Below are 22,402 nucleotides of genomic sequence, written 5' to 3'. Positions count from 1 at the left end.
GTTCTTCTGAATATATTCTATTATGTAAGGTCTAAGTTGAATGGAGTAAATCATCTAATCTAATTTGTCCAAATTAATATCTAAAACTTTAAATGGTTATTAGTGTTTAGTATTAATAATGAAGAAATTGTGCATTTGTACCTAATCAAGTATAAAGATACTTTACAAATCTAACAAGTATTTTCAGAAAATAATAAAAAAAAACTATTTGTTTACTTAATGTTTATTAAAAATATCTTCTTCTTCTAAAATTAAGTAAGCTAGTATGTATGTATTTGTTATGGTAAGGCGGATGTAGTAAAATAAATGAAGTAGTTATGAAAGGAAGATACGTATGCCAACACCAAGCATGGAAGACCATATTGAACAAATATATATGTTAATCGAGCAGAAAGGATATGCTCGTGTGTCTGACATTGCGGAAGCATTATCTGTCTTGCCATCATCCGTTACAAAAATGGTGCAAAAGTTAGATAAAGATGGTTTTTTAATATATGAAAAATACCGTGGACTTACACTGACAACAAAAGGCTTGAAAATGGGGAAAAAGCTAGTTAAGAGACATGATCTATTAGAAGACTTCTTACGAATTATCGGTGTAAAAGAAGAGAATATATACAAGGATGTAGAAGGTATTGAACATCATCTTAGTTGGAACTCCATAGACCGTATAGCGGATCTAGTATTGTTTCTAGAAGAAAATCCTTCTATTCAATCGAGACTGTTGGAATTGCAAGACAGTGAAATCGAATAACTATTTTTAAAACCAACAAAAGGACGTATAAAGCAATTCAGAAGGAGAGCGGTAAAATTGATAGGATCAGCATCTGGAGAAATATTAAAATTACAAGTAAAAGAACAAGAAGGATCGAAATGGATACTGGAGCATCATGAATTAGATATTCCATTGAACGCTTCAGAAGCACCAGAAGATTTGCAAGTTGGGGGCACGATAGAAGTATTTTTGTTCGTTGACCGTAGAGGGAATTTATCCGCTACAACCCAACTTCCAACTATACAAAAGGGTACATATGGATGGGCACGTGTCATTAAAGTTTCCGATAAAGAAGGAGTTTTTGTCGATATCGGCACGTCGAAAGAAGTACAAGTAAAATCAGATGATTTACCGAAAATAAAAGAACTTTGGCCAGCAAATGGTGACCATTTATACATGACGCTTCGTACGGACAAAGATGGAGAATTATTTGGACGTTTAGCAACCGAAGATCGTGTAGAAGAAGTATATTTAGACGCACCAACTACTTTATTAAACCAAAATCTTCAAGCTAGACCATATCGATTGCTTCCAGTTGGAACGTTCTTACTAAGTGTTCCGGAAAATTATCGTATTTTTGTTCATCAGTCTGAACGTGTGGAAGAGCCGAGACTTGGAGAAGAATTAAAGGTTCGTATAATTGATACAAAAGAAGATGGTTCTCTTAACGGCTCGCTATTACCTCGAAAACATGAACGTTTAGGCGATGACGCGGAATCCATTTTCCGTTATTTAAACGATGTAGGTGGAAGAATGCCGTTTACAGATAAATCTAACCCAGAAGAAATACAAGAAATGTTCACGATGAGCAAGGCTGCATTTAAACGAGCACTCGGTAAACTGATGAAAGAAAGAAAAATTGTTCAAAACGATGGTTGGACAGAATTAAAAATGTAACAAAATAGTTTAGATAAGTACCAAACATAGAGTTAATAGTCTCTTATTTGGGTAATGGAGTGAAAAGAATCGATTAGTCGGAACTTTTTACTCCTGTTTTCGTATTAAAGGGAGAATGGATAGGAAAGGGGTTATTTGAATGAAAAAGTTATTACAACCATTTCTAGTTGCTATTATTATGGTTGGTGTTGTAATTGCGCCATCCATTACATTTGCAGACTCAGATGGGTCTACAGAGGCAGTAAACGAAAAGTTCGGTGCTCCTATTGTAGTGTTTGGTGGAAATTTAACAGAAGACCAGAAAAAAAGTGTAAAAGAAAGCCTAAAAATTACAGAGAACTCGGATATTCAAGAAATTGAAGTAACAGGTCAGGACTTAGCAAAGTATTTAAAAGATGGCGATGCATCTGCTAGAATGTTTTCATCTGCAAAAATTACGAGGAAAGATGCTGGAAAGGGTCTCGTTATCAATATTGTTACTCCAGATAATATCACAGAAGTGACGGCAGAAATGTATGCAAACGCGATGCTCACAGCTGGAATCCATGATGCTGTAGTAGAAATTGCTGCTCCAAAACCAGTTACAGGGCACTCTGCATTGGTAGGTATTTATAAAGCATACGAAGTGACTGGTGGAAAACTAGATCCAGAGCGAACAGACGTAGCGAACGATGAGTTATCCGTTGCAACAAATCTTGCGAAAGAAGCGGGAATTGATGATGCAAAAGTAAGTGAATTACTGACAGAAATAAAAAAACAAATTGCAGAAAAAAATCCTACCTCACGAGAAGATGTAGAAAAAATTGTTTCTGAGCAACTCTCGAAGTTGAAAATTGATCTTTCCGATAAAGACCGTCAGCTTTTGATAGACTTGATGGATCGAATCCGTAAACTAGACATTGACTTTAGCAAGTGGGGCGATCAACTGAACGACCTTAGTAAAACAATTGAAGACAAGATTGGTAAGATAGTAGATAATGAAGGCTTTTGGCAAAGTGTCAAAGAGTTTTTTAATAAACTAATAGATTCCATTCGTTCTATTTTTAAATAATTTTTGCACCCTGCTTGTCTAAAGAGGCAATTAGGGTGCATTTTAATATGAAAAAGGCGAATCTTAGGAAGATACTATGTATTTATTTAAACTCTATTTATTAGTTTTTATAAAGTTATTAAAACAACCTTGAATTCGAGGTAAATTAGGTGGGAGGATTAGACAATGAAATTAGCTGGATTACACCATGTATCTGCCATAACAGCAGACGCAGATAAAAATCATGACTTTTTCACACGAATTTTAGGGATGCGCTTAGTTAAAAAAAGTGTCAATCAAGACAATACATCTTCTTATCATTTATTTTATGCAGACGCAGTAGGTACACCTGGAACGGATATGACATACTTTGACATTCCTAACGCGGGTCGAACATATCCTGGAGTATCTAGTATTAGCAATACAGGATTCCGCGTCAAAAGCGAAGAAGCATTATTATTTTGGAAAGAAAGATTGACGAAATTGGAAGTATCCACGGATGAAATAAAAGAGAGATTTGGTCGTAAAACACTTTACTTTGAAGACTTTGAAGGATCTAGACTGATGCTCATTGTTGATGATGGAATGGGAATTCCTTATGGAGAGGCTTGGGAAAAAGAAGAAATTACTGTAGATAATGCAATAATCGGTCTGGGTCCAGTAAAACTTACCGTTCGCAATACTGCCCCAACTGAAAAAGTGCTTATTGAAATATTAGGGTTTGCGCTAGCTGGTTCGTATCCATCCGATATTATTGGTATGCCGGATATTTTAGTGTACACTACAGGCGCAGGTGGCCCAGCAGGAGAAGTCCATCTAGAAAAACGTACAGATTTACCAATGGAAAGACCGGGCCGTGGGAGCGTTCATCACGTTGCATTCCGAGTCCCTTCAATGGAAGACTATCCAAGATGGGAAGAACTATTGCGTACGCAGGGCTACACTACGTCAGGATTAGTGGATCGCTACTACTTTAAATCTATTTATTTTAGAGAACCGAATGGAATATTATTTGAATTAGCTACAGATGAACCAGGATTTAGTACCGATGAGCCTATGGAAACATTGGGAGAGACACTGGCATTGCCTCCATTTTTAGAACCAAAAAGAGCGCAAATCGAAAGGTCTCTGCGTCCGTTGTCAATTAATAAATGAGTGTGTTAAAATTCAGAAAAGGAGTGGTAAACAATGGATTTTCAATACAAAGAGCTTGGCGATGATGTATTTGCGTTTCAATATATACAAGATGGTGTAAAACTTGGTGAAATTACATGGACATTGCTTGGAGACGTGATGGTCATGGACCACACTTTCGTCTCGGGTGAACTGAGAGGGCAAGGAGTGGCTAAAAAACTATTGGATAAAGCTGCAGTACATGCTCGTGAAAAAGAGTTGAAAATGGAAGCGGTATGTTCTTACGTTGTTGCTGCTTTCAACAAATCTAACGAATACGATGACGTAAAAGCTTAATAAATATAAAAGGCAATCCGTTTCTTTTCAGAGTGGATTGCCTTTTATATTTTTAAATATGTGTAAAAAAAACCAAAATGCCAGTTAATATAGATGCACCTGCCAGTGTATAAAAGAAATCCGCCTGATTAAAAATTAACTTTTTCTCCACGTGAATCTTCCTTTCTATGATAAGTGATAGTATATTTGTACCCTTTTTGGCGTGCTATTAAACAGGTTTGACATATATCATATGAAGGAAGTTAAGCATTAGACTATGCCTTTTCATTACCCATTTTCTTACATTTATAAAAAGGTCCATAGAATCCATTTGCATTTACACGTTTACGGTGTTTAATTTGAAGCCACTTTAGAAACGGATCCACTTAGTAACCACTAGGATTTCCGCTCTAGGCGTACTCTTTCCGCGGGGGGAGCGATGAGCCAGCACCATCGCAAGCGCGGAGGCATACTGCGCACTATTTCTAAAATAAAATTTGTTGGTTGACCTAGTTAATTTGCATATGTTAAAGGGAATAATTAACTAATCAACAGGCCTGGCATTAGATGAAACTTTTTTAGCGTTTAATCGTAGAATAACTATTAACTAATGGAGGTATATATATGAAGCGTACAGGAGAAATTGTTCTCGGTGTTATAAGTGCAATTTTTAGTTTGATTTCAATAATACTAATTTCGCTGCTTGTCATAGGAGCTAGTACTACATTAAAAGACGAAGGGTTTAATGCTGCATTTGAAAGTCAAATACTAACAAATCCGGCGATAGAACCTCAGGATATTGAATATTTTACTCAGAACCCGGATGTAGTTCTGAATATGTTAAACACTATAGGTTGGGTTTTGGTAACGGCTATAATTATTAGTTTAGTGTTGAATATTATAGGAATTGTGTCCATTGCAAAAAATAAAAAACCGAGGCTTGCCGGAATAATGTTTATATTAGCAGGTGTATTAGCGGGAGTTATTTCTTTAACCTCGATTTTACTATATGTAGCTGCAATTTTGTGTTTCGTTCGAAAGCCACCAGTAGAATATACAGAACAAGATGGATATTACTCAGTTAACGAACCACTATAAGTAAAAACACCGACCTACTGGGTAGCTCGGTGTTTTTAACTTTAGTTATTGAGTAAGTATACGTATTTAGCTGTGGATAAAGGATGACCTTCAAAGTACTCATCAAATTCTTCTAAACACTCAAATCCAAAGCGTTCATAGAAAATGCGAGCCCCATTATTTTCACTTTCAACATAAACAAATAACTGCCTGCCTTTAGGCATCTCATTCAAGCCGGCAAGTAGCATTTTTTTTCCAAGACCTATTTGTTGGAAATCTGGTAACACATAAATAGCGGTCAATTCAGCATCTCCATCTTCATCTACGTAAGTAAAGTTAGCAAATCCTACTGGTTCATCCTCATATTCAACTAATAAAAAAATAGTTTTTTCAATTCGTTTAGCAAGCATTGTGTTGGAGTATGCTTTATCTAAAAAAAGTTGTTGTATATCATCTGGAATAATATCTTTATACGTGTCGTTCCAACTGATCTTTGCGATTTGTTGAACTGCTGCTATATCCTTTAATGTGATCGCCCTAATCATTTGAAATCACCTCTAAATTCTTTTTGTTATCATATCAAATATACGATTAATCTTCTACCATTGTGTAATAATTATATATGGATCGGAATAAAAAAGGGCTTAGTAAAGAGAAATTTAGGGTAAGTAATAGAATTGGAATAAAATCTCTACTAATTGGAGGGTATCGAAATGGCTAAAAGTAGCAATAAAAAATTATTACTTGCAGGACTGGCTGCAGGTGCTTATGCATATTTTAGCAAAAAAGAAAATCGTGATAAAGCGATGAAAGCATTTAATAATACTAAAGCAAAAATAAACACGTATATGGAAGCATAAAAGTATAATCACTCGGATCTAACGACTGCAGACCATCCAGATCCAAATGATATCTCTGGCAATATAATGGATGACGAAGGTGCCATGACAAGTATTCAATATTACAACGAAGAAGTACAAGAAAAAAGTAAAATTCAGTAGAAGAAGAGGATGGAAACGGCGAGGTACTCCTTCAATGGAAGCCTCGCTTACTTATTGCTATTTGCTAACGAACTGACTGATATGAGGATTAATATTACTCCAGTAAAGAAAAAACCACCCTTTGCAGTGAGTGCAAGTAGCCCGGTGATACTTGAACCCACTACGACACCTATTGAAAAAAATGCATAAAAATAGCCGTATGCTTTCCCGCGGTATGTTGGCTCAGTGGTATCAATTAGTAATGAGTTAATAGATGGGAATATAAAAGCGAATCCTATTCCATAAGAACCCATACAAATGTACATCCATTGTAAATTCTCCATTTGTCCAAGTAACAACATACTTACTCCCATAAGTCCCATTCCGAAAGCTAGTGTTTTAATAGGCTTAACACGATCAAAAATACGATTTATAGGTAGCACGAATATCAATATTGCTACAAAACCAAAAGTACTAAGTAATAAACCACTCGTTTTAGAATCGAAACCAAGATCAAGCACTTTTAATGGAAGCATATAAGCTAAAACACCTTGGGAAAACATTAAAAAGAATGCACCTGAAAATGCTTTAACCAATCCATTTTTTCTGAAAAGGTCTATAATTGTTACAGAAGTAGTACCTTTATTCCCCTCTATATGTTTTACAATAGAAACAGATCTTAAGAAAAAAATAGATAAAACACTTAAAATTAGCATAATAGAGCCAGTAATACCTAATACAAATACTTCGCTTTGTTTACTAGCTAATATTCCGCTCATTGCAGGACCCACGATTGCAGCTAGTCCAACGAACGCTCCTGACAAAGCAACACCTTTTCCTCTTTTTTCAGATGCTGTCTGATTAGCGGAATAAGTAAATGCTGCGGGAACAATAAAACCAGCAACTAATCCATGGATAAAGCGCACTAACAAAAGACCCATTGGTTCCATTACGAATTGGTATAAAAACAAGGAAATACTTGTTGCAAATAGACCAAATATTAATATATAAAAAGGACCTTTTTTATCGGTTAAAAAGCCTGAAATGATATTTCCGAAAGTATTGGAAAGTGAATACATACCAACAACTAACCCCGTTAAAAATGGTGTAGCTCCTAGTGATATAGCGAAAGGACTCATAATAGGCAACTGGGTAAATAGGTCAAAAAAAGAGAAAAAGATAATAGTGTAGACAAACAAGCGCAATTATGTTCCTCATTTCTATATTCAGCTTTTCTTAGTGTAGCACTTTTTTATTACTTTTTCAGTTTTAAATTAGGTACAAGGAGGAATAGGATATTAGTATTTACTTAATAATAGGGATAGTGTGAGATAAGGTTGGAAAAAGAGGGCAAGCCTTTGATTTAAACGTATCCTTGGAGATGCAAAGGTAGTTATAACTAGTGAAACAGTTTAACTTACTCATACTCTAGATTATGCAAGTTTGGGAAGAGGTTTCACTTTAGTTAATATAGTAAATTCATCCTATAAAGGTAGGTATGTCAAAAAAATAGGTGAAAAAAGAATCAAAATAATTTTGCTTTTTCAAAATTATGTTATAAAATGATTCTAGAAGCCTATAAAAAAATAAATCGAAAGAACTACAAAGGGAGAAGTGGTCCTTATACAACACGTAGATAAGATATTTTTAGACAATTTTTCGAAAATGTATATTAAAGAAATAGCAGTAATAAATAGTGTTAAAGGGTTAGATTCATTTTTAGAATTAGAAAAAAAGCTATTCCTACATATGTACTCACTTGAACTAGAAGCTGCCAAAATAGTTTTAAGAGAAATGATTGAATTAATTATTAAAAAAGCTGAGAAGCAAATGATTTTAGGTGTGAAATATTATTACATACAATTAACTGCTGTAATGGGCAGAAAGCTTTATGAAAATCAAGTACCGGCAGATAAAGTAATGGCTTTTAATATCGCGAGTGTGAAGGTGATTGAAACTAAAATGAGTGATGCTCAGTTTCTTCAATGTGCGGATGAGCTAGTAGAGTTTTTTGTAATGGTAATAACAGAACGAAAAAAACCTGCTTTTGGCCATCAAACAGTCAATAAAGTTATCATTTTTATTAATGACGAAATTGAGAATAACTTAACTGTTGAAAATATTGCTAACCAATTTAATATTAGCGCAAGCCATTTATCCCGCATTTTCCGCGAGCATACTGGAGTTACCCTTGTAGAATATTTGAATATCCGAAAGGTCGAGGAGTGTCAATACTTTTTAAGACACACCAATAAGGGTATCTCTGATATTTCCGATTCTTTTCACTTTTGCAATCAAAGTTATTTCACGCGTATTTTTAAAAAATATACTGGTTTAACACCAAAACAATTTCGTGATCACCAAGAATATCCGAATTTTAATTATAATTTTCCTAATGAAAATAAAGCAATTTAACTTTTGCTGCATGTAATATTTGATAAATAGCTTCATAGTAAGGTATACTCGTTATAGCTTAATAATTGAAGGTGAATGAATTGAAAAAGAAAATAAGTTTGCTTTCTATTCTTGTATTCGCAACAGTAGCACTTAGCGGGTGTTCCGGAATAGAAAATAAAGATGGTACTTTTTATCATATCTTTGTTCGACCTTTTAACTTTTTACTTAATTTCTTTGGGGAAATATTCAATGGAAGTTATGGACTAGCAATCATTGCGATTACATTACTTATTCGCTTTGCTTTGATGCCTCTAATGCTTAGAAACTATAAGAATCAGCAGGGCATGAAAGTGAAAATGGATAAATTGAAGCCAGAAATGGACGACATCCAAAAGAAATTGAAAGCAACGAAGTCAAAAGAAGAACAAGCTGCGTTACAACAAGAAATGATGGGATTATATCGTAAGCACGGAGTGAATCCGATTAACATGGGTTGTTTACCAATGCTTATTCAAATGCCAATTATTATGGGATTATACTTTGCTATTTCGCACTCAGCGGATGTCAAAACACATCCTTTCTTGTGGTTTAATCTAGGCTCACCAGATATCGCGATGACTCTAATTGCAGGAGCGGTTTATTTCCTTCAAGCGAGAGTATCATTATGGACGGTACCTGAGCAACAAAAGCAACAAATGAAATTGATGGTTTATATTTCACCTATTATGATTATGTTCATTTCCTTCAGTTCGATGGCAGCATTGCCGTTATATTGGACAGTTGGTGGGGTTATTTTAATATTCCAAACATATTTAGGGCGTAAATTTTATTCGAATCATCCAGAAAAAGCAGAGGAATCTGTCTAAAGCGAAGCTTTTTATAGCTTCGTTTTTTTATGGAGAGGTGTAGCGAATGAAGAAAAATTGGGTTATCGGAATAGTTATTGTTGTAGCAGCTATTGCCTCGTTGGTTTTCATTATTTTGGGGAATCTTAATATGGCTGTTCTTTTCATGACTGCTATATTTACTTTAAGTAACGGATACCGGGCAGTGAGTTTTAAAGAAAAAGGATACGTCCGTGAGGCGAAATGGATGAAGGTTATAGCCATTGTATTTGCTGTATTATTCTTCGTCATTTTAGGCATTATTCTATTTTAAAGTTCCATACTATATTTGCGTGTTACCCATAAAAAGGTAGCGCGTTTTTTTGTTTTTCCATGTAGTTTTATGGGAAAAGTGTTAAACTGGTAGTACCGTTATTGGAAAGAAGGAAGACAATGAAATCTAGACAGAGTTTATTAAAACAGAAAAAACAAAAGAAGTGGCCATACATTGTTGGCGGATCAATTGCAGTGTTATTAATAGGAGCAATCGTTGTTTGGATAGGAATAAATGATTGGAATATAGATAAGGGGATGACTGCATTAGGTTTATCTAATCAAGTGGAAGAGCCTGAGTTGGAGCAAAAGGGTGAAAATTCAACTGTAGATGAACTGGCAGGAGAAAAAACAGTAGAAGAAACCCCTAAAGTGGAAAAACCGGTAGTGGAAGAGCCTGAAATCGACATGTCCGGACCTAAAGGATATGAAGGCCACGAAACGTTACCAACGGAACCTAAGTATGTGGACGGGGTACTAATTGCCAGTAAAAAATATCCTCTCCCCTCTACATTTGCTCCTGGAGAAAGTAAAGAGGGAAGAGAAGCATTTGAAGAAATGGCAGCAGAAGCTAAGCTTTCAGGATATGAACTTGTTGCATTCAGTACATACCGTTCCTTTGAATACCAAACTACGCTTTATGAAAGATATGTAAGCCATGACGGTCAAGAAGCAGCGGATCGATATAGTGCACGTCCAGGATTTTCTGAACATCAATCTGGTCTTGCATTTGATATAGGAGAGAAACATTTCGAGCAGCATTTTGCACGTGAAAGCTTTGGGGAAACGGAAGCAGGGAAATGGATTGCAGAAAATGCTTTTAAATATGGTTTTATTATGAGATATCCAAAAGACAAAGAAAAAATAACGGGCTATATGTACGAGCCATGGCATTTCCGCTATGTCGGGAAACAACTGGCGAAAGAAGTGTTTGATGCTGGAACTACATTAGAAGAATATTTAGGTATATAAGAAAATACGTTAATTTCCATAAAAAGAAAAGAGGTTTTCGCATAAGCGGAAACCTCTTTTATAATATTGGTGAAAGTAGCCTCGCAATTGACTCTTTAAATTGAATTTTACGTGATCTATTCTGATATAATTCCCAAGTTAACACGGTAGATAATTTCATATCTTCCTCGAACAACTCGGCAAGTTCATGTGATGTTTCGCGGTCATAGATAAATGCATTAACTTCGAAATTTAACTTAAAACTACGAACATCCAGATTTGCAGTTCCGACTGTGGAAGCTTCATCGTCAATCACAATCATTTTTGTATGCAGAAAACCATTTTGATAAATATACACTTTTGCTCCCGCTTTGATTAATTCTCCTACATAAGAATACGTAGCCCAATAGACGAAAATATGGTCTGGCTTGTTAGGGATCATAATTCGCACATCAATACCAGACAAACACGCAATGCGGAGTGTATCCATAAAGCTCGCATCTGGGATGAAATAAGGTGTTTGAATGTAGATATATTTTTTTGCCATCATAATTAACTTCAGATAGCCATTTTTAATTTGTTCCCACTCCGAATCTGGTCCACTAGAAACAATCTGCAAACCAACAGATCCTTTCATCGGAATAGCAGGGAAAAATATGTCCGAGTATTCAATATCATGTTCAGCTGAAGCTTGGTTCCAATCAAGTAAAAAGCGAGTTTGGAGTGGATGAACGGCACTTCCTTCGATACGTAAATGAGTGTCCCGCCAATACCCAAATCGTTTATTTAAGCCTAAGTACTCATCCCCTACATTGAATCCACCAATATAGCCAATACGACCGTCAATTACGACGATTTTCCGGTGATTTCGATAATTCATACGTGGATTAATTAATGGGAAAATTGCAGGGAAGAATGCTTCCACTCGTCCACCCAATTCGATTAACTCTTTAAAATGTCTTTTCCTTAAAGAACGCGAGCCTGTATCGTCGTATAAAATTCGCACTTTTACACCTTGTTGTGCTTTTGCTAACAGCACTTCATATATCTGTTGTCCAAGATGATCAAGGCGGAAAATATAATATTGGATATGAATATGATCTTTGGCATTTTCCAAATCATGTAAAAGGGAATCAAACTTTTTACGACCATCAGTGAAGATTTCTACATTATTATCTTGCGTTAACACAGCATGGTTATTATGCAAATGCATGATAATTAGCTCTTTATAATGACTTGTATCGTCTAAGCGGAAGTCAAACGAATCATTTTCAATTGCTTCCAATTGAAAATCAATTAGTTTATCAATACCAATTTTGTTTTTACCTTCCCATCGAAATAGATGTTTTTTGCGTAGTTTTCTACCAAATAATAAATAAATTCCAAACCCCAAGATAGGTATAAAGAATAAAATCATAATCCAAGCCCAGGTAGTAGAAGCATCTCTTCTTTCCAAAAATATTAATGCGATGGCAAGGAAAATATTTAAAAGGATAATACCTGAAACACTGAAACTTAAAATGCTTGCTGCCAAGTTTACACCTCCACTTATTTTAAGTATAGCTGATTTGTTAAGAACTATGAAGGTACACCTGAAAAGTAATAAAATCATAAAACCTACTTGACCGATAGGAATAAATGAATTAATATTTGTAAATCAGCAAAAAATGGAGGAATACATATGAACTTATTATTTATTATACTTAACGTAATAGCATTATTAGTGTTCGTTGGAGTATTGATTGTTATGCAAAAGAAACGTATTTCATTCTCTAAAAGAGTGTTTACAGCCTTAGGGTTAGGTGTAGCATTAGGTTTAGCATTAAACTTTATATATGGTGTCACATCGGAAACGTTAGCAAGTTCAATTGAATGGTATAACCTAATCGGAACGGGCTATGTTAAATTACTTCAAATGATTGTGATGCCTTTAGTATTTATTTCAATTCTAGGAGCCTTTACTAAGCTTACTATTGGTAAAAACTTTGGAAAGATGGCAGCTATTATTCTTAGTATATTAATAGGAACAACGGCAATAGCAGCAGTTGTTGGAATAAGTTCGGCTGCAATATTTGATTTAAACGCAGATCAAATTGTGCACGGAGACGCAGAATCTGCTCGAGCTGAGTATATAGAAGGTCGATCTGCAGAAATAGCAGATAAAACCCTTCCTCAGCAAATGATTGATTTACTACCAGCTAATCCGTTTTTAGATTTCACGGGAGCTCGTTCAACATCAACTATTGGCGTTGTAATATTTGCGGCATTTTTAGGCTTTGCATACTTGGGCGTAGCTCGTAAAGAAGTTGAAACTGCTGCAACAATAAAAAAAGGAATAGATGCAATATACTCGCTTGTAATGAGTGTTGTGAAAATTGTACTTCGCTTAACGCCATACGGAATTTTAGCCATTATGGCAAGAACAGTTGCAACCTCAGATTTTGCATCTATATTTAACTTAGGGAAATTCGTGATTGCCTCATATGTCGCACTAGCAATCATGTTCGCAATCCATTTATTGATCATTACACTATCTGGATTAAATCCAATAACCTATATGAAAAAAGCAGCAGAGCCTTTATTGTTTGCATTTACTTCACGTTCCAGTGCAGGTACTTTACCCATTAATATAAATACGCAAACAAATAAACTTGGCGTTCCAGAAGGAATTGCTAATTTCTCCGGATCTTTTGGTTTGTCCATTGGGCAAAATGGTTGTGCAGGGGTTTATCCTGCAATGCTTGCATTTATGATTGCACCATCTCAAGGCATTAATCCATTAGATCCAATGTTCATCCTTACTGTAGTTGCTATCGTGGCAATTAGCTCGTTTGGAGTAGCTGGAGTAGGCGGGGGAGCAACGTTTGCTGCAATTCTTGTACTTTCCGCATTAAATTTACCGGTTGCTTTAGCGGGTCTACTTGTTTCTGTAGAACCACTAATTGATATGGGCCGTACAGCTGTAAATGTAAGTGGATCAATGACAGCTGGCGTAGCGACGGCGAAACTCACTGGTGAATTAGACAAAGAAATGTTTAATGCTCCGATAGAAACACAAACAGTTGAAGCGTAATAATAAAAGCTGTCCTATTTAGGACAGCTTTTCTTTTAGATCTCAATTGCAAAGGACAATTTCTGGCCGAATAGAAAATAATGTGACCTCATGCTAAAACGGCCAGTTCCAAGTCAATTATGATGGAGACCGCCATTTTTAAGAATATACATTGAAAAGTCCACCACTTGGAAATCTCTTCTGCATATTTCGAAGATAGAAAAGAAAAGAAATCTCAATAACCAGAACTGATATAACGATGAAAATCATTGCAGAAAATGCAATATTAATCGGAAAATTCATCAAAAGAGATTGAAAAAACAGTGAACCAAGAACTATGGTTAAATACCATGTATACATTCGATTCGTTGCCTGCAGTGCATCATTAGAAGGTAGCAACTTTGCGACGCCTCGAAGTAAGTCAAATAAGAAATAGACGAGAATCACTTTTAGTAAACTAAGAAATATAGGATAGTAACTAAACCATCCACTTTGTTGAATTACTTGATCATTCAAGAAAAAGTTAGGTATAGAAGCAATTACTAAAATAATTGAAAGGATTTTTAACTTCTCATAAGATTGCGAGGATAAAGTAGCAATCTGCTTTATACCATTATAAATGAAAATATAACCTAGAAAGTCTGGTAAAAGATCGACGACAACATGAATTTTGATTAGTACGAAAAGAAATCCAATGATTAGCTGCTTGAAACCATCTCTCATTTCGCTTCACCTCTTGCTTTCTTTATAGCTGTGTCTAATTGATCTTGTGTAAGATATAGATCATTTTCAATGAGAATATGATAACTAACGTCTTTTCCATTTAGAGTTTTTCCAGTCCATTCCTGTAAAGCAGATATGTATTCCACATTTTCTATTTCATCTTTGGTATGAAAAACTAGCGCAACTGATTCTCCCGCTTCTATTAGCAGTGGCCACTCTATATCACTATAAAGAGGAGCATCCATCTCTAACCAATCAGAATTGAAGATGTCTTTAATTTTTGTACTATTCGTAGGAGTGTTTTTTAGGAGTTTTATTTTTAAATCGAATTGTTTTTGAATTACATCTGGAAGCTCAATAGAATTCATAGTAGCGGATTCTGCTACTTCCAGGAAATTACCTTGTATTCCTTGGTTACTTGTAAAAAAGCCGGTATTGGTAAATAGCGTTTCATCCGTTACATTTGGGGTGAAATTTAGTTTATCTACTTTAACAGGGATAACTTGACCGTTTGTGAAACGAGCAAACACTTTATTGGTTTGAATACTTTCTTGCAAACGTTTTAAATCTTGTTCATCTAAAGTGAAGGTTGCTTCCTTTAAAAAATGATGCGTAAACTCCTGTATATATGATTGGTTGGAAGGCTCGTTAAACCAAGGAGAGAATCTTTGTTCATTTGAATAAGTGTATCCATCAACTAAAAGACTTTCCAATTCCACTATTTCTATTTTATTAGTCAAATATGGAAGGGAAAAACTCGTGAGTCCAAGAGCAGGTCTATCAATATAAGCGTTAAATATAATTGGTTCACTTAATTGCTTTGTTTGAAAATAAATAATGTTACCAACCCAGCTGGCAAGAACGACAATAATAACACCCCAAAACCATTTGTTTTTCAATAAAGAACACCACCTCCGCATAAAATTTCCAGTATTTCTATATATTATACGTAAAAAAGAGACTGAGGTTTCAGTCTCTTTTTACTTTTTCATATGTTTCTTCGATAAACTTTTTATAAGGAGTATCTGGCATTTCATTAATATTATCTAAAGCAATTTTTGCATAGTCTAGTGCTTTTTCTTTTTGGTTCAGAGCCAAGTAACATAACGCAATATACGCATCTTTTTCGTAAAATATGGATAGATCAATTGGATGATGAAGGATTTCAGGAATCACAACCACCTTCAATTTTTCAATTGCTGCAGTAAATTGGTTCAGCCCATATAATATTTTTCCTTTTTCGAGTAGAAAGAATGGGGTAAATAGTTTGTTCACCATGTCTTTAGTAAAAACGGTATTGTATAAGTGATTTGCTTCTTGATACATCTTTTTATAAGAGCTTAAATAATGAATTTCAGCGAAATAAATGAAAACCTTCGCATCTTTATCCTCCGCAAATTCACTGTATGAATGAAGCTTCTGTAAATAGTAATCCTTTTTTTTCTCGTCTTCTGTCATCATCGCATGAGCAGCAGCCAGTCGATATAAGTTGTCAATTCGATAGAAGGTTTTGTTCTTGTTTGAGTACTCAATTGCATTTTCCATGACACGAATAGCGTCTTCGTATTTGCCAACCGCAAAATACAAAACAGACTCTAGATAGTCATAGTCTAAGCGGGATAGTGGGTCAATCCATAATGGATTTACTTCTAGCTCTGCGCGTTCAGCAAGTAATATGTTTAGAGCCTCTTGATATTCATGATTATTGAATTTAATTCCTGCAAGAAACGTTCCGATGTCTCCACGTTTTGCTGTTAAGTTCATTTGTTCATATATAGTTGCAGCGCGATTTAATAAAGTCTCGGAGCCCATTTGTTTCGTAAATGATAAACATCTGCTATACATTTCGAGCAAGCGAGCAGCTTCATACCCTTGCGTTAGCTTTGGGACATAAGGTTTTACTAGGTCGATTAATTGCTCATACTCAGTTGTTAGCTCATCATACTTTGTATTGAAAAGTAATTCTGCTTTTTCTAATACCTCTCTTAATTCATTTCCACTGATTTCTTCCAAAAGTTCTGTCACATCTACATGTAGTCTGTCAGCTATATAATTAAGGCTTTCAATTGATGGATTTGCTTTATTATTTTCGATTAAACTGAGCATTCCTTTTGTGAGACCTGTACCAGCTAGTGCTTCTAATGTCACTTTTTGTTGTTTTCTAAGTTTGCGAATTCGTTCTCCAATTGTAGACATATTTTCACCTCATATTATTAGTTTAATTATATTAAACTTTTAGTTGAAATGGAAGTAATATTATGGTATTCTTTGTTTAATTAAATTAAACAAAAAAACAAAGGGGAAATTAAAATGGAAGAAGTGTTGAAGCTTAAAAAAGCCACATATCATTTGTGGACATTTACAATTAGTAAGATGATTTCGAGTTTTGGGGCGCAAGTATACGCTTTTGCAATTAGTTTTTATATTTTGCAGCTGACAGGGTCTGCTTCAAATTTTGCTCTAAATCTTATTTGTAGTATATTGCCAAGGACTTTAGTTGCGCCATTTGCTGGATATGCCGCAGATAAGTATTCAAGGAAAATGATTGTCATTGTTGCACAAATCGCTACTGTCTTAGCTATAGGTGGTTTACTAATCGTTAGTTATACTGCAGGTTTATCATTAGTGGCTATTTATGCTACTACTGTTATTTTATCGTTAACATCCTCGTTTTCTGGTGTTACATTTAGTTCATCCATTACAGGACTTGTTGATGAAGATAGAATTCAAAAAGCAATGTCCTTAAACCAAATGTCAATTTCCTTTGCGGCAATAGGAAGTCCAGCACTTGGTGGATTATTATATGGAACAGTATCCATGCCTGTATTTCTTATTATGTATATAGTGGCATCCATAATTGCGGTAATTTTGGAATCAACGATGAATTTTAAGTTATTTGCGAAACGAAAAGAAGTCATAGAGGGTGAACAGAAAGAATCGATGCTTCAAAATATGAAGGAAGGGTTGCGTTATTTGAACAATCAACCAATCCTAAAAGCGATTGTCTGGATTTCGCTCTTTGTTAATTTTTTGTTTGGTGCATACCTGGTAGGTTATTCCTTTATTTTGATCGAAAAACTGAAAATGAGTTCAGAGCATTTTGGTTTAACGGAAGGAGCTTTTGCGGTAGGGATGTTACTTATGTCCATTTATTTCTCTACACGAAAAGAAGTGAAGTATCCTTTGTTACTTTCGAAAAGAAGTATTATTATCATGGGGATAATCATGGGAGCGGTGGCTTTACCTTTAATGGTTGACATGTCATCAGTGTTGACACTTAGTTATTATATTTCAATTATGTTCTGTTTAGGTGCAGCGATGATTATTACAAATACGCCAATGTTAGTAATGATGCAAAAAATGGTTGATGATGATTATAAAGGGCGCGTATTCTCCATTTTAGAAACGATGTCCACTGCATTAATGCCATTAGGTATGATTCTGTACGGATTTTTATATGATGTATTACCAGCTGAGGCTATTCTTATCGTATCAAGTCTTGTGTTAATCATTGTTGTGTTAATCCTTGCTAGACCCTCTGTTGTTAGGAAAGCACATCCTGAATTAAAAAGAATAAATAAGGATACATCTATATCAGTTACAGCAAGTGAATAAAGTAAAAGGCCCCGGAGACACATTTTGTGTCCGGGGCCTTTTGCTTTATTACGATGAAATAGGAGAATCGATCAATCTCACTCTGCATTTCTCAGTGTTTTAGTAGATCTTCGGAATAGAAAGATTAACCCAATCGAAAGAACTGCAAGAACGCCTGATACAACATAAATATTATTTGGTTGAACCGTAAACAGCCATGCGAATAATAATGGACCAATAATTCGACCTAAACTATCCATCGAATAAGCCATCCCTGCAGCTGTTCCGTAACTTCCACCTGACTCTTTAGAACTTAGGGAAACAATCGTCGTTCTTGCAAGTGCATTACCAGCAGTGAATACACATAGAGATAAACCAGCCCAAAAAATACTGGACGTAAATACAGTCATAAACAAACCAATAGCAGTAATAATTTGTGCATATAATAACCAAGTCGATTCGGTCCCATTTTTAATACGTCGTACAATGCCACCTTGAATAGCTGCATCTACAAAACCACTGAACATGAATAGATAACCTATTTGTAGAGGGGTAATTTCCACTTTCTTAATTTGGAACAATTGAAATGTTGCTTCTAAACCAGCAAGTAAAAACGTTACCATGAAAGAAAAAAGGAATAAGTATTTAATTCGGTACGTCCAAAGACTTGCGGCGCTTTTAGGAAGAAGAGCACGTTTATTCGCTTCTCCTGAACGTTCCGGTTCTCTCAGAATGATGAGTGCATAAACGAAAATCACAAGTAATAATAAAGCGGAAACCGTAAACGGCAGAGACAAACTGACATGACCGAGTACACCACCAATTGCGGGCCCGAAAATAAATCCTAAACCAATCGACATTCCGAGAAAGCCCATATACTTATTCCGGTTTTCTTCGTCTGATAGATCCGCTGCAAACCCTGTTACAGCCGCATAAAGTGCACCAGAGAATAATCCCCCAACTACGCGAGATAAGTACAGTAGGAACAGTGAATCAAAAAATAAAGAAAATAACCAAAAGCTTAAACTAAATCCAACAAGTCCAATTAATATAAGTGTTTTTCGGCCAATTCGATCGGACAGCATTCCCCAAAGTGGGGCAGTGAAAAAGGATGCTAATGCATAGACCGTTAATAAGCCCCCTACATGAACTTCATTGTAGTGTTGCTGTAAAATTACTTCTGGTAATACAGGAATAATAATCCCAAATCCAAGATAAACTAAAAACTGTATCGACATTAAAATAAAAATAGTTTTTTTCATACAAAGAAACCCACTTTCTGAAGATCTTCTACCCTCTATATTACACGTTTTCAATAAGTATGACATCTATATAGATAGAACACAAAAGGGGGGATAAATGAATAAGTTACCAGCGAAGACAAATCTTTTAGAACCTAGATGATAGTAGTCACCTTCCTTTTAATGGGCGAATGAACGAACCAATGGATAACGAAATGAATTTGCTTATCTTTAATATATAAATATCGTCAGGATGATAATGCGTATTCTATTCCAAGAAAGGGCTGAATGCGACAAACTTCCCTGTCAACTTGAAAAAAAAAGAAGTCCCCCTTCAAAAAAAGGGCAACTTCGATGTTTAATAATGGCGCGGTTCGGATATACTTTCCATAGCATTAGAAACTTCCTGCACATGTGGAAAGGGGAACGCTAAGTCAGCTAAAGAAATAAAACCTACTAGCTCACTATTCTCCACTACCGGAAGCCTGCGTACTTGGTTTCTTGCCATTATGATGGAAGCTTCTGCCGTTGAGTCATCAGGAGATACCGAAATGATGGATTTTGTCATAACATCTTCCACCTTACTTTTAGCATCTTTGGCAACAGACCGTGTCACAATATCACGATCTGTAATCATGCCTACAAGTTTTTTATTACTTAGGACCGGCAGACAACCAATATCTAATGTGCGCATTTGATCGGCAACCTCATTCACATAATCCTGTGGATTGCATGTAACGACTTCTTTACTCATCACATCTTTCACATTCACTAAAATCACTCCTTTTGTTATTATCTAGCTTGGTTTACAAAAGATTAAAATATGTAACAAAAATGAAAGATTTAAACGATACAAAAAGTGGTATGATAAGGTAGAGAAAAAATATAAATATAAGAAACTTTTTTTAAAATAAATCGTAATAATTAATGAAAGGACGAGGTGGAAAGAATGGCTAAGGAAGTTGATTTGAAGAAAATTGTAAGTAATCTTGCAAAACTTGGTGTGACTGTTACAATGACAAAATCGAGACTTGACATGCTTAAAGCACTAGTGCCACCAGCAAATAGTCCTCACGTACAAAGTTGAAAAAAGGGTGATTCGAAAAGTTCGTAACAAAAGAACTTTAGAGTCACCCTTTTTTACACCTGCTACATATTAATGGAAAGAAGCATCGTGAATTGACCAAATCACTTCGCGATTTATAATTCTAACGGTAATAGTGTAGATTATGTTTCGTCCAACGTGCTCGAGAAATAGTAAAGACAGTATACGTTTAAAGAATGCTTGAGCTTTTCTAAAAAAATTTACACGAAATTGGCTGCTAAGTAAGCTGTAGATGAACTCTGGATAGTTAAGTTGTACCTCTAATTTTGCAAGAATTTGATACTTGATTGTTTTTTACTCAAACTGCCCACAGTGTACATGAATCAGCGGGTAGATGATTATAGTTGGTGGAACCTGAAAAGAATAAATAGAATTCATTGATAAAGAAGTGCTGAGCGGACGAAATTGACTCTTCGTCCGCTTTTAAAAGAATAGGAAAGCATCTAATCATTCATTAACCAAACCTAATGCACCATGTCTCTGCCTATTTCAAGAGGGCGACGTACAAACATCCGCCACAAGATTACCGAAAAAAGAGGATCTGGAAGTGACTCAGTCACTTCCAGATCCTCTATAAAATTCTTCGTTAATGGTGTAGACAATGTTTAGTCTAAAGCACTCTGAAATTAGTAAAGACCAGATGCGCTTATGGACGCTTGCAGTTCTCTCAGTCGTCTTCATTTTTTGCGAACATATACGTTTTATGATGATACTTCATACTAAACACTAAACCAATCGCAAGCAGATTCCCCATTAGAGAACTCCCGCCATAACTGATAAATGGTAACGGAATCCCTGTAATTGGTAGTAATTGAATTGTCATGCCAATATTCTCAAATACATGAAAGGTAATCATCGCAATAATTCCGGCACATACGTACGTACTATATGAATCTTTTAATTGAAGTGTAATTTTCGTTAAATGAAAAATAAGAAAAAAGAAAAGACTGATGACTATACTTGCACCTACAAACCCGTATTCTTCGCCTATAACGGCAAAAATAAAGTCAGTATGATTTTCAGGGACATACACTACTCGGCCACCATATCCCTTCCCGAAAATCTCTCCAGAACCAATGGCGTTTAAAGAAGTTATTAAGTGCATCCCTTCATTCGATGCGTAGGCATATGGATCTAACCATGAATAAATTCGGGCAAATTGATATAATTGTAGACCAAACTTAGCTTCTAAAAAATCTTGCATATAGATAGCCATCCATAAAAGTAGGGCACCAATACCCGCTCCGCCTAAAAGTAGCGGCAAGATAATTCTCCAAGTAATTCCTGCAACTATAACTAAAGCAGCTGTAATGGCGAAAAATACAAGAGCCGTACCGAGGTCGGGCTGCTTCAGGATAAATGCTAACGGTAGAAGCATGGTTAAAACGATTTTTCCGAGTAATATGACATCCGTTTTTAAGTTCTTCATCAAATATTTTTCATGATGATTTGTAATTAAACGAGCAAGTCCCAAAATGTAAAATGTCTTCATAAACTCTGCTGGCTGAATATCCCCGAAAGGTAAGTGGAACCAACTTTTCGCTTCATGTTTACGCGCCACAAGAGCCATGCTATCAGGTAAGATAAAAAGAATTAATAGAAGGAGCACCCCGAGACCGTAAATATACCAGGACATTTTTTTATATTGCTCCGGTTCAAAAAACATAACACAACCGATAATGACCGTTCCCACCACATACCAAAAAATTTGTTTACCTACAAAATTATATGCGGCATATTGACCAGTTGTAACTGCAGATGAAATCGCTAATAAGCTTATAATTAAAAATAATAATATTATAAAAGCTAGTGTCCAATCAAAACGATCGGCAAAGCCTTTTTTGTTTTCCATACAAGTCACCTAAATTTCCTTCAAATTTCACTTTCCTACTTCAATCGCCATCTTATTCGTTTCATAAAAACGACTTTTGATGCTTTTCCTATTATAGCCTAAATGAATGTTTTTTGCTTGTC

General features: G+C 35.4%; 23 protein-coding genes. 14 read left to right on the top strand and 9 right to left on the bottom strand.

The window, feature by feature from the left end:
- Positions 1-334: 334 nt before the first annotated feature.
- The 6 genes from mntR to PB01_RS17825 all read left to right on the top strand — a co-directional run bounded on the left by mntR (position 335) and on the right by PB01_RS17825 (position 5,249).
- Complete coding sequence (gene mntR / locus PB01_RS17850) at positions 335-754, top strand: transcriptional regulator MntR (RefSeq protein WP_151701418.1); 420 nt, start codon at positions 335-337, stop codon at positions 752-754.
- A 57-nt stretch (positions 755-811) separates the two neighbouring features.
- Positions 812-1,672 carry a CvfB family protein gene (locus PB01_RS17845; protein WP_151701417.1) on the top strand — a complete coding sequence of 287 codons (861 nt, stop codon included), beginning with the start codon at positions 812-814 and terminating at the stop codon, positions 1,670-1,672.
- A 139-nt stretch (positions 1,673-1,811) separates the two neighbouring features.
- Positions 1,812-2,723, top strand: coding sequence for a DUF1002 domain-containing protein (locus PB01_RS17840; RefSeq protein WP_151701416.1), 912 nt, complete (start codon positions 1,812-1,814; stop codon positions 2,721-2,723).
- A 165-nt stretch (positions 2,724-2,888) separates the two neighbouring features.
- A complete protein-coding gene (locus PB01_RS17835) occupies positions 2,889-3,857 on the top strand; it encodes a ring-cleaving dioxygenase (RefSeq protein WP_151701415.1) in 969 nt (322 codons plus the stop codon).
- A gap of 33 nt (positions 3,858-3,890) precedes the next feature.
- A complete protein-coding gene (locus PB01_RS17830; RefSeq protein ID WP_151701414.1) occupies positions 3,891-4,172 on the top strand; it encodes a GNAT family N-acetyltransferase in 282 nt (93 codons plus the stop codon).
- A 603-nt stretch (positions 4,173-4,775) separates the two neighbouring features.
- Complete coding sequence (locus PB01_RS17825; RefSeq protein WP_151701413.1) at positions 4,776-5,249, top strand: DUF4064 domain-containing protein; 474 nt, start codon at positions 4,776-4,778, stop codon at positions 5,247-5,249.
- Between the two features lie 41 nt (positions 5,250-5,290).
- Here PB01_RS17825 and PB01_RS17820 read toward each other — a convergent pair whose 3' ends face one another.
- Entirely contained in the window at positions 5,291-5,773 is a 483-nt protein-coding gene (locus tag PB01_RS17820) for a GNAT family N-acetyltransferase (protein WP_151701412.1), read from the bottom strand.
- A gap of 168 nt (positions 5,774-5,941) precedes the next feature.
- Here PB01_RS17820 and PB01_RS21560 point away from each other — a divergent pair, with 168 nt between their 5' ends.
- Positions 5,942-6,088 (top strand): hypothetical protein, encoded by a 147-nt coding sequence (locus tag PB01_RS21560; protein ID WP_225986096.1) that lies wholly within the window; start codon positions 5,942-5,944, stop codon positions 6,086-6,088.
- Between the two features lie 188 nt (positions 6,089-6,276).
- On the opposite strand, the gene PB01_RS17810 is transcribed toward PB01_RS21560, so the two are convergent.
- Positions 6,277-7,413, bottom strand: coding sequence for an MFS transporter (locus PB01_RS17810; protein WP_151701411.1), 1,137 nt, complete (start codon positions 7,411-7,413; stop codon positions 6,277-6,279).
- A gap of 460 nt (positions 7,414-7,873) precedes the next feature.
- Here PB01_RS17810 and PB01_RS17805 point away from each other — a divergent pair, with 460 nt between their 5' ends.
- The 4 genes from PB01_RS17805 to PB01_RS17790 all read left to right on the top strand — a co-directional run bounded on the left by PB01_RS17805 (position 7,874) and on the right by PB01_RS17790 (position 10,734).
- The gene (locus PB01_RS17805) at positions 7,874-8,623 is read left to right on the top strand and encodes a helix-turn-helix domain-containing protein (protein WP_151701410.1); all 750 of its coding nucleotides are present in this window, start codon (positions 7,874-7,876) and stop codon (positions 8,621-8,623) included.
- Between the two features lie 80 nt (positions 8,624-8,703).
- Positions 8,704-9,471, top strand: a complete 768-nt coding sequence (yidC, locus tag PB01_RS17800) for a membrane protein insertase YidC (RefSeq protein ID WP_151701409.1) — start codon at positions 8,704-8,706, stop codon at positions 9,469-9,471.
- 46 nt (positions 9,472-9,517) lie between these two features.
- The gene (locus PB01_RS17795) at positions 9,518-9,763 is read left to right on the top strand and encodes a hypothetical protein (protein ID WP_151701408.1); all 246 of its coding nucleotides are present in this window, start codon (positions 9,518-9,520) and stop codon (positions 9,761-9,763) included.
- Between the two features lie 119 nt (positions 9,764-9,882).
- Positions 9,883-10,734 (top strand): M15 family metallopeptidase, encoded by an 852-nt coding sequence (locus PB01_RS17790; RefSeq protein WP_151701407.1) that lies wholly within the window; start codon positions 9,883-9,885, stop codon positions 10,732-10,734.
- A gap of 58 nt (positions 10,735-10,792) precedes the next feature.
- Here the strand turns inward: PB01_RS17790 and cls are convergent, their stop codons facing one another.
- The gene (cls, locus tag PB01_RS17785) at positions 10,793-12,247 is read right to left on the bottom strand and encodes a cardiolipin synthase (protein ID WP_225986095.1); all 1,455 of its coding nucleotides are present in this window, start codon (positions 12,245-12,247) and stop codon (positions 10,793-10,795) included.
- A gap of 147 nt (positions 12,248-12,394) precedes the next feature.
- Between cls and PB01_RS17780 the strand changes: the two genes are divergently transcribed.
- Positions 12,395-13,786, top strand: a complete 1,392-nt coding sequence (locus tag PB01_RS17780; RefSeq protein WP_151701405.1) for an L-cystine transporter — start codon at positions 12,395-12,397, stop codon at positions 13,784-13,786.
- Positions 13,787-13,924: 138 nt separating this feature from the next.
- Here PB01_RS17780 and PB01_RS17775 read toward each other — a convergent pair whose 3' ends face one another.
- The 3 genes from PB01_RS17775 to PB01_RS17765 all read right to left on the bottom strand — a co-directional run bounded on the left by PB01_RS17775 (position 13,925) and on the right by PB01_RS17765 (position 16,684).
- On the bottom strand, positions 13,925-14,488 hold the full coding sequence (locus tag PB01_RS17775; protein WP_151701404.1) for a hypothetical protein: 564 nt from the start codon (positions 14,486-14,488) through the stop codon (positions 13,925-13,927).
- Positions 14,485-15,387: a hypothetical protein gene (locus PB01_RS17770; RefSeq protein WP_151701403.1), complete on the bottom strand. Its 903-nt coding sequence runs from the start codon at positions 15,385-15,387 to the stop codon at positions 14,485-14,487. The genes PB01_RS17775 and PB01_RS17770 overlap by 4 nt, the downstream gene beginning before the upstream one ends.
- 70 nt (positions 15,388-15,457) lie before the next feature.
- The gene (locus tag PB01_RS17765; protein WP_151701402.1) at positions 15,458-16,684 is read right to left on the bottom strand and encodes a helix-turn-helix domain-containing protein; all 1,227 of its coding nucleotides are present in this window, start codon (positions 16,682-16,684) and stop codon (positions 15,458-15,460) included.
- Positions 16,685-16,798: 114 nt separating this feature from the next.
- Here PB01_RS17765 and PB01_RS17760 point away from each other — a divergent pair, with 114 nt between their 5' ends.
- Positions 16,799-18,103: an MFS transporter gene (locus PB01_RS17760; protein WP_151701401.1), complete on the top strand. Its 1,305-nt coding sequence runs from the start codon at positions 16,799-16,801 to the stop codon at positions 18,101-18,103.
- 77 nt (positions 18,104-18,180) lie between these two features.
- On the opposite strand, the gene PB01_RS17755 is transcribed toward PB01_RS17760, so the two are convergent.
- The gene (locus PB01_RS17755; RefSeq protein WP_151701400.1) at positions 18,181-19,344 is read right to left on the bottom strand and encodes an MFS transporter; all 1,164 of its coding nucleotides are present in this window, start codon (positions 19,342-19,344) and stop codon (positions 18,181-18,183) included.
- 337 nt (positions 19,345-19,681) lie between these two features.
- Positions 19,682-20,095, bottom strand: coding sequence for a CBS domain-containing protein (locus tag PB01_RS17750; RefSeq protein WP_151701399.1), 414 nt, complete (start codon positions 20,093-20,095; stop codon positions 19,682-19,684).
- A 177-nt stretch (positions 20,096-20,272) separates the two neighbouring features.
- Between PB01_RS17750 and PB01_RS21135 the strand changes: the two genes are divergently transcribed.
- Positions 20,273-20,410, top strand: coding sequence for an Lmo0850 family protein (locus PB01_RS21135; protein WP_192797394.1), 138 nt, complete (start codon positions 20,273-20,275; stop codon positions 20,408-20,410).
- A 685-nt stretch (positions 20,411-21,095) separates the two neighbouring features.
- Here the strand turns inward: PB01_RS21135 and PB01_RS17745 are convergent.
- Positions 21,096-22,280 (bottom strand): FtsW/RodA/SpoVE family cell cycle protein, encoded by a 1,185-nt coding sequence (locus tag PB01_RS17745; protein WP_151701398.1) that lies wholly within the window; start codon positions 22,278-22,280, stop codon positions 21,096-21,098.
- Positions 22,281-22,402 lie beyond the last annotated feature (122 nt).

The sequence above is a fragment of the Psychrobacillus glaciei genome (genome assembly GCF_008973485.1).
Taxonomy (GTDB): domain Bacteria; phylum Bacillota; class Bacilli; order Bacillales_A; family Planococcaceae; genus Psychrobacillus; species Psychrobacillus glaciei.
The sequence above is the reverse complement of the archived record's forward strand: the minus strand, read 5'-3'. Positions and strand labels throughout refer to the sequence as shown.

Bases quoted from the DNA above. Each gene is read 5' to 3' on its own strand.
- mntR (WP_151701418.1), top strand. From the start codon at position 335: ATGCCAACACCAAGCATGGAAGACCATATTGAACAAATATATATGTTA.
- PB01_RS17840 (WP_151701416.1), top strand. From the start codon at position 1,812: ATGAAAAAGTTATTACAACCATTTCTAGTTGCTATTATTATGGTTGGT.
- PB01_RS17835 (WP_151701415.1), top strand. From the start codon at position 2,889: ATGAAATTAGCTGGATTACACCATGTATCTGCCATAACAGCAGACGCA.
- PB01_RS17830 (WP_151701414.1), top strand. From the start codon at position 3,891: ATGGATTTTCAATACAAAGAGCTTGGCGATGATGTATTTGCGTTTCAA.
- PB01_RS17825 (WP_151701413.1), top strand. From the start codon at position 4,776: ATGAAGCGTACAGGAGAAATTGTTCTCGGTGTTATAAGTGCAATTTTT.
- PB01_RS17820 (WP_151701412.1), bottom strand. From the start codon at position 5,773: ATGATTAGGGCGATCACATTAAAGGATATAGCAGCAGTTCAACAAATC.
- PB01_RS21560 (WP_225986096.1), top strand. From the start codon at position 5,942: ATGGCTAAAAGTAGCAATAAAAAATTATTACTTGCAGGACTGGCTGCA.
- PB01_RS17805 (WP_151701410.1), top strand. From the start codon at position 7,874: ATGTATATTAAAGAAATAGCAGTAATAAATAGTGTTAAAGGGTTAGAT.
- PB01_RS17795 (WP_151701408.1), top strand. From the start codon at position 9,518: ATGAAGAAAAATTGGGTTATCGGAATAGTTATTGTTGTAGCAGCTATT.
- PB01_RS17790 (WP_151701407.1), top strand. From the start codon at position 9,883: ATGAAATCTAGACAGAGTTTATTAAAACAGAAAAAACAAAAGAAGTGG.
- PB01_RS17780 (WP_151701405.1), top strand. From the start codon at position 12,395: ATGAACTTATTATTTATTATACTTAACGTAATAGCATTATTAGTGTTC.
- PB01_RS17775 (WP_151701404.1), bottom strand. From the start codon at position 14,488: ATGAGAGATGGTTTCAAGCAGCTAATCATTGGATTTCTTTTCGTACTA.
- PB01_RS17765 (WP_151701402.1), bottom strand. From the start codon at position 16,684: ATGTCTACAATTGGAGAACGAATTCGCAAACTTAGAAAACAACAAAAA.
- PB01_RS17760 (WP_151701401.1), top strand. From the start codon at position 16,799: ATGGAAGAAGTGTTGAAGCTTAAAAAAGCCACATATCATTTGTGGACA.
- PB01_RS17755 (WP_151701400.1), bottom strand. From the start codon at position 19,344: ATGAAAAAAACTATTTTTATTTTAATGTCGATACAGTTTTTAGTTTAT.
- PB01_RS21135 (WP_192797394.1), top strand. From the start codon at position 20,273: ATGGCTAAGGAAGTTGATTTGAAGAAAATTGTAAGTAATCTTGCAAAA.
- PB01_RS17745 (WP_151701398.1), bottom strand. From the start codon at position 22,280: ATGGAAAACAAAAAAGGCTTTGCCGATCGTTTTGATTGGACACTAGCT.